Consider the following 14,355-nt stretch of genomic DNA (forward strand, 5'->3'; position numbering starts at 1 on the left):
CCCTGCGGTGATGTCCGCAGGGTGCCGGCTGCAGATCAGCCGAATGCCGTGTTCTCGGCAATGTTCCAACCAACGATCTTCGGACCGCCATCCGGACCGCCTTTTTCGTTCTGCGGTTGGTACTCAAACTTGACCTTGGCGAAATTCAGCGTGACGTTCTCAGTCAGACGGTCTTCGCCGCCGCTGCCACCCGTGCTGACGGAGGTGATGATCACTTCGTTCATCGTGATCTTGATGTACTCAAGCGGATCCTTGCCGGCCTTCCGGACGACAAGAACGGCTTCGTCGTGGTGCTCGCCGTTGCAGCAGGAGAGCATCAGTGCGTGGGTGGATGCGTCGACCCACTTGGTAAAAGAGATGTCCTGAACGCTCACCTTGCCCGAGCCGCCACCGCCACCCATGTGGGTTGTGCCTGATTGCGACATGCCCCAGCTCCAGGCCAGCACATCAATCTCTTTCTTGTGCGACTTGTCGGTGGACTCACCGTCAATGCCTTTGATCTTCATGAACATATCAACTGCCATGGTGCCTCTCCTTAGTGGGTTGCCTGCTGTTCGCGCCCGTTTCGGGCAGGTACGTCATGAGCACGAGACGGCGTGCCCGCCCAGATCCAACCCCGCCCGACGTGGGCGGGGTACTACCAGTTGTGCGCAATCGCCAAAGCGACGACCGGCACTAGCTTCAACAAACGATCCTGGCGTCCTGCGCGTCAGGCGCTCTTCTGCGAAGGCAGCTTCGAAACCAGTCGCAGAGAGACCGTTAGGCCCTCAAGCTGGTAATGCGGCCGCAGGAAGAACTTCGATGAGTAGTAACCCGGGTTGCCTTCGACTTCTTCAACCTTGACTTCCGCTGCCGCGAGCGGGCGACGGGCTTTCGTTTGTTCCGACGAGTGCGCCGGATCGCCATCGACGTAATTCATGATCCACTTCTGCAACCAGCGCTCCATGTCGTCACGCTCCTTGAATGAGCCGACCTTGTCGCGGACGATGCACTTCAGGTAGTGCGCAAAGCGGCAGCATGCAAAGAGATACGGCAGGCGCGCCGCAAGGTTTGCATTGGCTGTGGCGTCCGGGTCGTCATATTCAGCGGGCTTCTGCAGTGACTGGGCGCCGATGAACGCAGCAAAGTCTGAATTCTTGCGGTGAATCAACGGCATGAATCCGCACTTGGCAAGCTCGGCTTCGCGGCGATCACTGATGGCGATCTCGGTCGGGCACTTCATGTCAACGCCGCCGTCATCGGTCGGGAAGCTATGGACAGGAAGCCCTTCCACGGCGCCGCCGGATTCAATGCCGCGGATACGTGAGCACCAACCAAACTCCTTGAAGGAACGGTTGATATTGACCGCCATGGCATAGGCCGAGTTTGCCCAGGTGTACTTGCTGTGGTCGGCCGCGCCAGTGTCTTCTTCGAAATTGAATGCCTCGACCGGGCTGGTCTTGGCGCCGTAAGGCAAGCGCGCCAGAAAGCGCGGCATGGCAAGGCCGATATATCGGGCGTCATCGGAGTCACGCAGAGACCGCCATGCCGCGTACTCCGGCGTCGAGAAGATCTTCGTCAGATCACGGGGATTGGCGAGCTCTTGCCACGAACCCATCTGCATGACGGTCGGTGACACGCCAGCGATAAACGGCGCGTGGGCGGAAGCTGCGACCTTCGCCATTTCGCCAAGCATCTCGACATCCGGGGCGCTCTGATCAAAGTGGTAGTCCCCAACCAGACACCCAAAGGGCTCGCCACCAAACTGACCGTACTCTTCTTCGTAGACCTTCTTGAACAACGGGCTTTGATCCCAGGCGGTACCCTTGTACCGTTTGAGGGTCTTACCAAGTTCCGCCTTTGAGATGTTCATCACACGGATCTTGAGCTGCTCGTCGGTCTCGGTGTTGTTGACCAGATAGTGAAGACCGCGCCATGCGCCCTCGAGCTTCTGGAAGTCCTCGCTGTGCATGATCAGATTGATCTGCTCCGACAGCTTGCGATCGAGCTCCGCGATCATTGACTCGATTGACTTGATAACATCCGAACCGATCAACTGCGTCTGCGACAGCGCTTGTTGCGCGAGTGTCTGCACAGCGCGGCTTACGGCATCGCGCGCCTCGTCGGTTTTCGGCTTGAACTCGCGTTGGAGTAGCGAAGAAAAGTCGCTTCCTTCTGCTGCAACGGCGGCTTGCGATTCCGTTTGCATTTGCGGGTCGGCCATTAGGGTTTCCTCCGGCTAAATTAGTAATTGGACGGAACGGTATGCGCTTAGCTGCCTGACTCTTCAGCCGGCTTCGGTGTCGCGGCGAGCGTCTGGAGCAGGGCGGGATCACTCAGGACTTGCGAGATGAGCTCTTCAGCGCCGGTCTTTCCGTCCATGTAGGTAATCAGGTTCGAGAGCTGCTGACGCGCTTCGAGCAATTTGTTCAATGCATCTACTTTGCGAGCGACCGCAGCAGGCGAAAAGTCGTCCATGCTCTCGAACGTGAGTTCGACATTCAGGTTGCCTTCGCCGGTCAGCGTATTGGGCACGGCGAATGCGACACGTGGTTTCATCGACTTGAGGCGACTGTCGAAGTTATCGACATCAATCTCCAGGAATTTGCGATCGGCCACGGGTGCCAGGGGCTCCGCGGGCTTGCCGGACAGATCCGCAAGAACACCCATCACAAAAGGCAACTGGACCTTCTTTTCCGCGCCGTAAAGTTCGACGTCGTACTCGATCTGGACTCGCGGTGCGCGGTTCCGCGCAATGAACTTCTGGCTGCTATCGGCCATGTCTGCCTCCGGTCAGGGTATTAGCGTGATCCCCGTCGAGGGGACCGCGATGGTCATTACTCGTTTTCAAGCTTGGCTCCGACAATCTTCTCAGCCTGCGACAGGCCGTCTGGAGCAAGATCGTTCAGCAGCTCAAGGAAATTCATATTCATCATTCGCTGAGCACGTCGCAGGACCAGTTGCACTGGGTTGCTCGGCTCCGTTCTGGCAAGGTACTCGCACATCCGTTCAAGTGTCGTGACAACATCCTCGCGAGATCGAATTTCGCCTGGCCTCGTGACGACTACCCCTTGACGGTCGGATTCGCCGGGCTGCGCACCAGCCGTTTCCGACTCCGCGGCGGTCTCGGCCGTCTGGGGAGCAAGTCGATCGACGAACTGGCGCACTGAAAACAGCGTCCCCAAGATTGGTTTTAGATCAAGCGATTGGGCACCGCCAACCTTGTCGGCAATGTAGCTCTCGATGGCTTTGATGATTTCGAATGAGGCGCGGACTCGTGCCGGTAGTTCAGGATCGTCAGCGATACCTGCGGACAGCATGCCGCTCACTTGCGCTTCGCTCAGCGGACTCTCGGATCGCGGCGGCAGGCGACCAGCAGCCACCTCGATATCGCGTACGGTGAGGGCACCTGCCTGTCGCGAGCGGACCAACCATGCTTCGCGCAGATCACCGACGACAGCCTCTACCGCAGTCAGCGGCGTCAGCGCGTTGACGCGCATGGTCGGGTCATTGTCGTCCTCCGCATCCAGCTCGGGATGAAGTGCGTCCCAGTAGGTTTCGAGAAGCCGCTGAATCAGCGTAATGCCCTGGACAAATCCCGCAAAGCCGTCAATGTGGGTCGAAGCCCGAAGCAGTTGCATCGCAACGCGCAGGTCCTTCGAACGTGTTAGCAGCGAAGTGGCAATACGACTCACCAAGGCCCAGTCTGGGCCATTCCCTTCGATGCGACGCACGCCGGAGCCGTCGGTCGTCCCGAACTCCTGGTCTGGCTGAGCTTTGGCCGCTTCCTCCAGTTCCAGAAACTCTGGGTCGTACTCAAGGTTCGGACCACAGGGTGATGAATCTGACACTGGCTTGAGTGCTTCGTCGATATTCACTTTGTCCCCTCCGGAGTCACCGACCTGCGTGGCACGGCGCTATCCCGATATTCTGCACGCATGAGGTGCGTTACGACTACTTGCATGACAGCGAATTAGCGTCCGGATCACAAGTTTCTGGACGACGCAGCCCGTCAACGTCGGTCGTGGCGGGGCGGCCGGGGCCTACCTCAGCGATGACGCCGCTGCGCAGGCGCCGCGTAACGTTCTCCGTCCGCACCGCATCTTCAATCTTCTGGCGACGTGCATCCTCCGCAATGGCTGAGACGGCGGTCAGGGCGCCGACGAGGTTCGCGGACTGAGGCAGGGCGCCGTTGTAGAAGATCTGAATCTCAGTGCTTACGTTCGTGCCATCGTAGAAGGGAATCTGGCTCGTCGAACCACCGGCAAATACAGCGAAGTCTGGTCGAAATGCGCCCTTCGGGTTCAGCGTTACGAACCCGCCGCGGCCCTCGTCACCGATCTGGATCCGGATCCAGTCACCTTGAGACGGGGAGCCAAACCCTTGGCTCGTCAGCCCTGCAGGAAGAATGTCAAAGACCACGCCTGGCAACGAGGTAGGCACACCCTGGGCATCGATGTAAGGCAGACGGGCTTTGATGAGGCTGTCGGTGCCGGTCCGAAGATGGGTGCTGGTGATCTTAATGGCGTCGGCGAGCAGCCCTGACGCGGGGGCCGAAAGATCGGCCCTGGGGGAGCCGGCCACATTGATTTGGTCTGAGCTGAGCCGGACAAAGCTCACCGGGATTGATTTCGCGGTCTGGCTAAACCGATTGGCATCGCTATAAGTACCGCTGATGGCGGAGACGTCGCCATGTAGGGTGTTCGTTGTCCCTTCGATGTTGATAGAGCCGCCACCGGTGGATCGCAAGGCGAGCAGACTACCCGCGGCGGTATTGATGGACGAGCCCGCCTCTTGTGAGATCGTCGCGCTGTATTCCTGCAAATCGGCCGAACCAAAACGAAGTGAAGGAACGCCTGCCTGGCCGGCGCGGGCAAGGAGCGCGGGATCGGAGTAGTGGCCCAATACTGTTGGCGTCGCGTTACTTGTCACCACCAGCGTTCCGCCGTCCAACACCAGGTCGCCGCCAAAGGTGACGACCTGGTCGGCCGTGATGTCGCCGCCCGCGCGCAGATGGACGTCTCCAAGACGCAGCGAATTCGAGCTACGAACTTCTGCGCTGTTCGCGTCGATATTCAGAGCGTTGCCCGGTGCGGCCCAACGATTGGCGGTGTTGGTCGCAATAACGCTGCCACCGGCGTTCAAGGTCAAAGGACCGTCGCTTACCACTGCGTCTCGAATGACGATGTCGCCCGTCGTACGAACGGACGGGCCAGCGGTTCCAAAAGCGAACTCCGTTTTGTCACCGGCCGAACCCGAGTAATCAGTCGCGACGCGGCCCAGCGCGCCTTCGACTCCCAGGGCGCGCGTGAACCGTGTAACGCCTGCTGTTTCGGCCGTTAGCGACGAGCCGTTAGCACTATTGATGGCGCCGTTGAAAACGATCGACCCCGCTTCCTGGCTGACGAGTCGAGCGTCGCTATTCAGCCAAACGGCCCCATTCCAGTGCTGGTCTCCGCGTGTCGTGATGGACGACGCTGCAACGTCAATTCGGTCTACTGCGCTAGCTATCAGCGACGTCGGGGCGGCGGTTGCACCGACCGCTCCGCTGATCGTAATTCGCGTCGCAGCGTCGAGCATCAAAGCGTGTGGTCCGTCGATTGGCGCACGAACGGCCACTGTATTGGCGCGCACGGCGACATTTCCGCCTAACGTTACCGGACCGTCAAAAGTGATCGTGCCAGCTGAGGCGCCGAACGTGTTCGTCAGCAAAACAGCAGAGCCGTAGTGTTGCGAGCCACTTGTCTGCACGCCATGCAGGCTCGCTGGGCCCGTTACATCGAGCATAGTGAGCGCAGCACTGCTCCCAACCAGACTTGAAAGCTCCGTGGCCTTGGCGCTGTCGAGGATTAAACTGCGGCCACCGTCGACTCGATCGGAGAACGAGATTGAGCCGCTGCCAGTGCTAACGGTAGTGTCGCCGACGAGGGTGGTTGTACCCGTCACCGCAAACGCGTCGTTGCTGGTGGTGTAGCTGCCATCGAGCGTCGTGGCACCGTTGAGCGCCACATCGCCACCGGCGGTGAGGTTCTTCAGGCCAATGCTGGTGGCCGTAACGCTGACCGCACCGTTTGTGCTGATCGCTTGGGCTGCGTTGAAGCTGCCCGCCGAGGCGGTGAGGGTGGTGGGCGGGCTGCTGGCGCCGACCGTGCCGCTGAACGTGGTGCTGCCGGTGTTGGTGGTGCTCAGTGCATGCGCGCCGTCAACGGTGCCGCCGAAGCTGATCGCCCCCGTGCCGGTGTTGACCGTGGTGTCGCCGGCGAGGGTGCTTGCACCCGTGACGGCAAACGCGTCGTTGCTGGTGGTGTAGCTGCCATCGAGCGTCGTGGCACCGTTGAGCGCCACATCGCCACCGGCGGTGAGGCTCTTCAGCGCAATGCTGGTGGCCGTGACGCTGACCGCACCGTTGGTGCGGATCGCTTGGGTTGCGTTGAAGCTGCCCGCCGAGGCGGTGAGGGTGGTGAGCGGGCTGCTTGCGCCGACCGTGCCGCTGAACGTGGTGCTGCCGGTGTTGGTGGTGCTCAGTGCATGCGCGCCGTCGACCGTGCCGCCGAAGCTGATCGCCCCTGTGCCAGTGCTGACCGTGGTGTCACCCGCGAGGGTGCTTGCACCCGTGACGGCAAACGCGTCGTTGCTGGTGGTGTAGCTGCCATCGAGCGTCGTGGCACCGTTGAGCGCCACATCGCCACCGGCGGTGAGATTCTTCAGGCCAATGCTCGTCGCCGTAACGCTCACCGCACCGCTGGTGGTGATCGCTTGGGCTGCGTTGAAGCTGCCCGCCGAGGCGGTGAGGGTGGTGAGCGGGCTGCTGCCGCCGACCGTGCCGCTGAAGGTCGTGCTGCCGGTATTGGTGGTGCTCAGTGCATGCGCGCCGTTCACGGTGCTGCCGAAGCTGATCGCACCACTGCCAGTGCTGACCGTCGTGTCGCCGGCAAGGGTTGTTGCGCCGGTGACCCCAAAATTGCCACCAGAGGTGATGTAGTTGCCGCTGAGCGCGGCATCGCCGCCGATCGAGATCGCGCCGCCGCTCGTTTCGACGCCAATGAGTTGCGTGGTCCCGGAGCCCGTGCTGGTGAGGCTGGCAAGATGCATGGTGCTTCCAACCAGCGCGCTGAAAGTCTTGTCGAAGTTCCCGTTGAGTGTGAGTGCGTAGGCGCCGTCAACCAGTCCGCTGAAGGTGAGTGTCCCGGTGGCGTTCAGGGTAACGGCGCCGAGCAGGTTAAGACAGGGCATGCTGCCACTGGCTGAGAACGTGCCAGCGATACTGTCGCACCCACCAACGAAACCGTCGCGCTTTGCAAAGCCGTTGCCCGCACGGTCTAACGACACGAGTCCATTAATCGACCCTGAGATGCTCTTGAGGAAAGTCGGTTGCTCAAGCTGCACCGGGTCGTCGTAAGTCTGGTCGTACGTTGTTGTAACGCTTGCGATATTGGGATAGCTGGTGCCGGCCACCGCCAACTGCGTCAAACCGCCTCCCGTGATGGTCAGGCTTGAGAGTGGTGTCGTGGCGCCAACGGCGCCACTGAGGCGGGTCGTGCCGGTGTTCGTGAGCAGAAGCGAGTGAGCGCCGTTTACGGTGGCGCCAAAACTGATCGCCCCCGTGCCGGTGCTGACCGTGGTGTCGCCGGCGAGGGTCGTTGCGCCGGTGACTGCAAACGCGTCGTTGCTGGTGGTGTAGCTGCCATCGAGCGTCGTGGCACCGTTGAGCGCCACATCGCCACCGGCGGTGAGGCTCTTCAGCGCAATGCTGGTGGCCGTGACGCTGACCGCACCGTTGGTGCGGATCGCTTGGGTTGCGTTGAAGCTGCCCGCCGAGGCGGTGAGGGTGGTGAGCGGGCTGCTTGCGCCGACCGTGCCGCTGAACGTGGTGCTGCCGGTGTTGGTGGTGCTCAGTGCATGCGCGCCGTCGACCGTTCCACCAAAGCTGATCGCCCCCGTGCCGGTGCTGACCGTGGTGTCACCCGCGAGGGTGCTTGCACCCGTGACGGCAAACGCGTCGTTGCTGGTGGTGTAGCTGCCATCGAGCGTCGTGGCACCGTTGAGCGCCACATCGCCACCGGCGGTGAGATTCTTCAGGCCAATGCTCGTCGCCGTAACGCTCACCGCACCGCTGGTGGTGATCGCTTGGGCTGCGTTGAAGCTGCCCGCCGAGGCGGTGAGGGTGGTGAGCGGGCTGCTGCCGCCGACCGTGCCGCTGAAGGTCGTGCTGCCGGTATTGGTGGTGCTCAGTGCATGCGCGCCGTTCACGGTGCTGCCGAAGCTGATCGCACCACTGCCAGTGCTGACCGTCGTGTCGCCGGCAAGGGTTGTTGCGCCGGTGACCCCAAAATTGCCACCAGAGGTGATGTAGTTGCCGCTGAGCGCGGCATCGCCGCCGATCGAGATCGCGCCGCCGCTCGTTTCGACGCCAATGAGTTGCGTGGTCCCGGAGCCCGTGCTGGTGAGGCTGGCAAGATGCATGGTGCTTCCAACCAGCGCGCTGAAAGTCTTGTCGAAGTTCCCGTTGAGTGTGAGTGCGTAGGCGCCGTCAACCAGTCCGCTGAAGGTGAGTGTCCCGGTGGCGTTCAGGGTAACGGCGCCGAGCAGGTTAAGACAGGGCATGCTGCCGCTGGCCGAGAATGTGCCAGCCAGGCTGTCGCAGCCCGCTCCGCCTCCGTTTCTCGTCGCAAAGCCGTTCCCGCCCGTAACGGGGGCGTAGACGAGAACGACTGACGCGCCAGTACTTTTCAGAAAGGTCGGTCTTTCAAGCGTGACCGGGTCGGCGTACGTCTGGTTGCCGGTGGTCGTGACGGTGGCGATATTGGGATAGCTGACGCCCTCAACCGCTAGTTGGATCGTGCCACCGCCATCAATGGTTAGATTCGACAGCGGTGTCGCAGCACCCACTGCACCTGCCAGGCGAGTGGTGCCATTGTTGGTAAGTGTGAGCGACCGAGCGCCATCCACCGATCCATCGAAACGAATTTCACCGCTGCCGGTGCTGACCGTGGTGTCGCCGGCGAGGGTCGTTGCGCCGGTGACTGCAAACGCATCGTTGCTGGTGGTGTAGCTGCCAGCGAGCGTCGTGGCACCGTTGAGCGCCACATCGCCACCGGCGGTGAGGTTCTTCAGCGCAATGCTGGTGGCCGTGATGCTCGCCGCACCGTTGGTGCGGATCGCTTGGGCTGCGTTGAAGCTGCCCGCCGAGGCGGTGAGGGTGGTGAGCGGGCTGCTGGCGCCGACCGTGCCGCCGAACGTGGTGCTGCCGGTGTTGGTGGTGCTCAGTGCATGCGCGCCGTCGACCGTGCCGCCGAAGCTGATCGTCCCCGTGCCGGTGCTGACCGTGGTGTCACCCGCGAGGGTGCTTGCACCCGTGACGGCAAACGCGTCGTTGCTGGTGGTGTAGCTGCCATCGAGCGTCGTGGCGCCGTTGAGTGCCACATCGCCCCCGGCGGCGAGATTCTTCAGGCCAATGCTCGTCGCCGTAACGCTCACCGCACCGCTGGTGCTGATCGCTTGGGCTGCGTTGAAGCTGCCCGCCGAGGCGGTGAGGGTGGTGAGCGGGCTGCTGGCGCCGACCGTGCCGCCGAACGTGGTGCTGCCGGTGTTGGTGGTGCTCAGTGCATGCGCGCCGTCGACCGTGGCGCCGAAGCTGATCGTCCCCGTGCCGGTGCTGACCGTGGTGTCACCCGCGAGGGTGCTTGCACCCGTGACGGCAAACGCGTCGTTGCTGGTGGTGTAGCTGCCATTGAGCGTTGTGGCGCCGTTGAGCGCCACATCGCCACCGGCGCTGAGGTTCTTGAGCGCGATGCTGGTGGCCGTGACGCTCACCGCACCGCTGGTGCTGATCGCTTGGGCTGCGTTGAAGTTGCCCGCAGAGGCGGTGAGGGTGGTGAGCGGGCTGCTGCCGCCGACCGTGCCACTGAACGTAGTGCTGCCGGTGTTGGTGGTGCTCAGTGCATGCGCGCCGTCGACCGTGCCGCCAAAGCTGATCGCGCCACTGCCGGTGCTGACAGAAGTGGGGCCGGCGAGGGTGGTTGCACCAGTGACTCCAAAATCGCCACCGGTTGTCGAGTATGCGCCCAGTAGCGTCGCCGGCCCGCCGATGGCAATCGCGCCCGATGCGTTTACGCCACGCGCGTCCACTGGGCCTGTTACGGAAAGGCTGCCAAGCCGGGTACTGAGACCTACGCCTGCACCAAAGCTCGTACCAGCAGATGAGATGGTGGAGAGGGACTGCGCACCATCCACTGAACCGTCAAAAATGATGGCCCCACTGCCGGTGTTGATCGTTGTAGCACCCGTCAGGGTTGTCGCACCAAATACGCTCAATGCGTCATTCGACGTTGCGATGGCCCCCTTCAGGCTGACTGCACCGGTTAGTGTGATGTCACCGCCAGCAGAGATGCCGTTAGCACTGATTGTGGCTGCTGTGAGGCTTGACGTACCGCTTGTTGTGACGGTTTGCGCTGAATTCGCGATACCAGCGCTGACTGTCAGGCTGCTCAGGGGGGTGCTGTTGCCGACAGCCCCAACGAATGAGGTACTCGCGCTGTTCGATGTGCTAAGTGAATGGGCGCCATTCACCGTGCCGCTGAACGTAATCGCGCCAGCGCCCGCAGTGATCGACGTATCGCCGCCCAACGTAACCGCGCCACCCGCGGAAAAGTCGCCACCGCCCGTCGTGTAGGCGCCATTGAGTGTCGCAACGCCGTTGAATGTTTGGGCACCGTTGGTTTTGACCCCGAGTGCATTGGTTGCGCCACTCACCGTAAGGCTGGATAGCGGAGCCGTTCCTCCAACCGCATCGGAGAAGGAAGCGGTTCCGGAGGTGTTGATGGCGAGTGCGTGCGCGCCGTTGACCTTCCCAAAGCTCGCACCACTCTGGGCCGTGATCGTAACGTCCTTTAGAAGGCTCGTTGGGCCGCTAGCAGTGAAACTTCCATTCTTAAGATCAATCGTTGAGTTATTGAGCTGGATGCTTCCCGTTCCGCTCTGCAGCGTCAGATTGAGCCGGGTTGTGTCAGTGTCGCCGGAGATCTTCCCATTAAGAATGACGCTCCCTGCTGCATCCAGAACTAGCTGCCCGTTATCGCCAGTGCGTGTGTATTTGAGATCGGCTGTCAGGGTGATGTCGCCATTCTCGGCGGCAGAACCACTACCAACGGTCGTTACCGTGACGGTTGTCCCTGCGTCGAGGGCTCCTTCGATCTTGTTAACCCCAATTTGCGAGCCAGTTGCCGTCGGGCTGAACGGCGACGAGCCTGTCGCGTTGGTAACGCTGTTGCCCGCAACGATCTCGATGTTGAGCGGGTCGATCAACCAGCTTCCGCCAACGCCCGCATTTGGTGTGCCCGCAATATCGAGATGGCCCGCGGAGGACGTCTCAATAAAGCCGCCGGATTTACCCTGTGTGCTGAGTGCGCCGCCCACGTAGGTGCTTCGATTTGACCAAACGACAAGCGATCCACCAGCACCGAAGTCGCTGCCATCTGCTTGCAGAAATGCGCCATCGGCAATATGGACTTGATCGGCGTTCTCTATCGAGCGATCGGCCCCGCGGATCCCGCCGCCGATCCGGATAGCTCCGCCGCTTACCCCAGAACCGTCGAGTTTGCCAGAGGCGTCGATCAATACCTTCTCGCCCGTGACGCTTATGTCGCCGCCCCGGCCCTGCGATGACGTGGCATCGAGGGTTCCGGCCACGCGGGTGATGCCGGACGGACCACCATCCAGCACAATTCGACCGCTCTTCTGTCCGATCCCACGCGCCTGAACTACGCCCTCCATGTTCAGGACGGTGTCAGACAGCACTGCTCGTGCCTTTGCCTGCAGGCTGACCGAACCACCATCAGCCTGTATGCGCCCGAGTTGTTCGATGCGAGGCGCCAGTGCGCCACTTTCGACGCGGAAGGCCATCAACCCGTCGCCGTCAACATCCACCAGTACTGTGTCACCAGCGATCAAGCCAACGCTCGCCCCGTCAGCCCGCAAGTTGCCTTGGTTCGCGACGCTCGGCGCTATCAACGCGATCCCGCCGGAGCCGGCGGTGATGGCCCCTTCATTGCGGACAACGCCAGCGCTGCCATCGTTGGTGAAGCGCAGTCGATTTGCGAGGAAGTCTTGTGTAGAGAGCGACAGCGTTGATGCAACCAGCCCACCAACGTCGACCCGAGCATTGCGGCCAAACACGATGCCATTTGGGTTGACGAGGAATACGCGGCCGTTGGCTTTGAGGTCACCCAGCAGTTGGCTCGGATCCATGCCGAGAACGCGATTGAGGACGACGGCACTAGACGACGGCTGGGCAAACTCCACTGACTCTCCCGCGCCGATGCCGAAACTCCGCCAGTTGATGACCGCCTTGTCGGTGGTCTGACGGACTGTCAAGGCGTTGGGCGCAGCACTCTTGATTGCCGCCTGCCCCGTTTCCACGACAGGATCTGTGGGCAGTGCGTACGCAACGTCGCAACCCAACAGCGCCATTGCAATCGCGTTCGCAAGGATCGTTCGACGAGGCAGCGTGATAGTGCGGCGGGCGTTGGGGTTGTTTGCCATCGTGCTTGAGCCTTGGTCGGTTGGCGAACGGGATCAGAATGCTTGCGTTGCAACGAAGTAGAAGCGGGGCAGACGGTCTGCCGAGTCACTGGTGCCCGGCCCGGTCGCCCGCCAGGCTACTGACGCGCGAACCGTGCTGCGCTGCGGTCGTTCCCAGGTCAGGCCAAGGCCGCCACCGGCGAGGTAGACCGAATTGTCGAACCCGTGCGGCTGCCTGGAAACGTCGTGCCTCAACTTAGCGTAGCCCCAGTCACCAAAGGCCGACAGCGAAAGTTCGCGTGCGATGTAGAACCATTGCGCTGGCGGGAGAAAGCGGAATTCCAAGGTCCCGACGTGCGCACTGTCGCCGGCCCCTTCGCCTGGTGCGTAGGCGCGTACGCCAGACTCACCACCGAGGCTGAAACGCTCTGTCGAGTCCAGGTTCGCGAATGCAACCTGCCCGTTGTATCGCGCGAAAAGCAGAAACCGATTGGGAATGATCGCTTGAAGGCGTGATGCGGAAAGACCGAGCTTTGTGAAGCTTCGATGATTGTCGAGCCCCTCGGCTGGGTTCTCAGGCACCACCTTCCCGCTGGCAAGCAATGCGCTGAATGACATGATGCCGCCTCCGAGCAACAGGTCTCGCGAGTCGCCCGCGAGGCCCGTCCACACCAAGCGCGTTTGCTTCCGGCTCTCGATATCAAGGGCGGTCTGGCTATCGACGAAGTCTTTGCGGTCCCAGCCTAGTTGCGCAAACAGATTGAGGTTGCGCCCACGCACCACGGGATAGAGCGCGAACAGGGAATACGCGTCGGTGGTGCCCGTCAGCCCAAGCGGGAAGTCGTCCTCGTTCAGGCGATAGCGCATGTGCGATAGCGACACGCCGAGCTTGAAGCCGTAACGGGACACCGGCACCGTGTAGTTCAACAGCCCGAATCCAAGACCGCCGGTTTGCGACACCATGCCGTTCAAAGAAAGTCCGTCGCCAAGCCCCAGTGGGCTCATCACCGATCCGCCGACACCTAGCCGATACTCGCCGGAATAGCGCGACCCCAGGTTGTCCAGCGTGACCTGGCCGGTGTAGCGCGCGTCCGGCTCCGGTATGACCACCAAGGTGGCAGTGCCCGGAAGACGACCGGACTTGACCTCGAAACGAGCACTCCCGCCGAGCAAATCATTGAGAACAAAAACGAGGCGTTCGACGTCGCGCACCTTGATGATGGCACCCGGCTGGATCGCCGCCAGGTGCGACTCAATGACGCTCTGGCGAATCAGACTCTTGGGATTCCACTCAAGTGAGATCTGGTCAAGACGCCCCTCCATGACCGCAATTTCGATGATCCCGTCTTTCGGCGTCTGTTCCGGAAGGTAGGCGTAGCCAAGGTAATAGCCGAGTTCGCTTTGCAGATACTCGGTGGCGGCAGCGGCTGCGTTTGAGATGTCCTCATAGCTGCGTGCACTGCCCGAAAATTGCTGAAGCAGCTGCTCAAGCTCTTGCGGGTTTGCCTCGGTCAAGCCGGTGACCTTGTAACCGCGCACATCAATCCGCATGTCTTCCGCCGGCTTGCCCAACTCACGAGTCGGCGCAGCAGGCGCAGTCGGTGGCTTGGCCTCGTCCTCGCGCTGCGGGGCTGCCTGTTCCACGTCGCGCTTGAGCTCTTCGATTCGGGGGACGACGGGCCGAATGGGCGCTGTCTGTGCATGGGCGCTACCGACGACAGTCAGCAAGAGAAGCAGAGCCAAACGGCGTGCAGCGAGCGGCCAGGGCATCTTGTGTTCGGTGCAGTGCGGACTAAGCAGGTGACGCAATCGGAAACCTCGTTTGCTCGTTGCCGCACTTCCGAAACCGGGCGGTGA

Annotated in this window: 6 protein-coding genes; all 6 read right to left on the bottom strand. The window is 61.8% G+C overall.

Features of this window, described 5'->3' with window-relative positions; genetic code table 11:
* Positions 1-35: 35 nt before the first annotated feature.
* The 6 genes from HH302_RS06350 to HH302_RS06375 all read right to left on the bottom strand — a co-directional run bounded on the left by HH302_RS06350 (position 36) and on the right by HH302_RS06375 (position 14,307).
* Positions 36-524: a type VI secretion system tube protein Hcp gene (locus HH302_RS06350; RefSeq protein ID WP_172199792.1), complete on the bottom strand. Its 489-nt coding sequence runs from the start codon at positions 522-524 to the stop codon at positions 36-38.
* A gap of 185 nt (positions 525-709) precedes the next feature.
* On the bottom strand, positions 710-2,203 hold the full coding sequence (gene tssC / locus HH302_RS06355; RefSeq protein ID WP_172199795.1) for a type VI secretion system contractile sheath large subunit: 1,494 nt from the start codon (positions 2,201-2,203) through the stop codon (positions 710-712).
* 47 nt (positions 2,204-2,250) lie between these two features.
* Positions 2,251-2,760, bottom strand: a complete 510-nt coding sequence (gene tssB, locus HH302_RS06360) for a type VI secretion system contractile sheath small subunit (RefSeq protein WP_172199798.1) — start codon at positions 2,758-2,760, stop codon at positions 2,251-2,253.
* Positions 2,761-2,816: 56 nt separating this feature from the next.
* A complete protein-coding gene (tssA, locus tag HH302_RS06365; RefSeq protein WP_172199801.1) occupies positions 2,817-3,857 on the bottom strand; it encodes a type VI secretion system protein TssA in 1,041 nt (346 codons plus the stop codon).
* A 76-nt stretch (positions 3,858-3,933) separates the two neighbouring features.
* Positions 3,934-12,519: a filamentous hemagglutinin N-terminal domain-containing protein gene (locus HH302_RS06370; RefSeq protein WP_172199804.1), complete on the bottom strand. Its 8,586-nt coding sequence runs from the start codon at positions 12,517-12,519 to the stop codon at positions 3,934-3,936.
* A gap of 33 nt (positions 12,520-12,552) precedes the next feature.
* Positions 12,553-14,307 (bottom strand): ShlB/FhaC/HecB family hemolysin secretion/activation protein, encoded by a 1,755-nt coding sequence (locus tag HH302_RS06375; RefSeq protein ID WP_172199824.1) that lies wholly within the window; start codon positions 14,305-14,307, stop codon positions 12,553-12,555.
* Positions 14,308-14,355: the final 48 nt, after the last annotated feature.

Source organism: Niveibacterium sp. COAC-50, from assembly GCF_013184235.1.
Taxonomy (GTDB): domain Bacteria; phylum Pseudomonadota; class Gammaproteobacteria; order Burkholderiales; family Rhodocyclaceae; genus Niveibacterium; species Niveibacterium microcysteis.

Coding starts and splice junctions, on each gene's coding strand:
- tssC (WP_172199795.1), bottom strand. CDS start 2,203: ATGGCCGACCCGCAAATGCAAACGGAATCGCAAGCCGCCGTTGCAGCA.
- tssB (WP_172199798.1), bottom strand. CDS start 2,760: ATGGCCGATAGCAGCCAGAAGTTCATTGCGCGGAACCGCGCACCGCGA.
- HH302_RS06350 (WP_172199792.1), bottom strand. CDS start 524: ATGGCAGTTGATATGTTCATGAAGATCAAAGGCATTGACGGTGAGTCC.
- HH302_RS06370 (WP_172199804.1), bottom strand. CDS start 12,519: ATGGCAAACAACCCCAACGCCCGCCGCACTATCACGCTGCCTCGTCGA.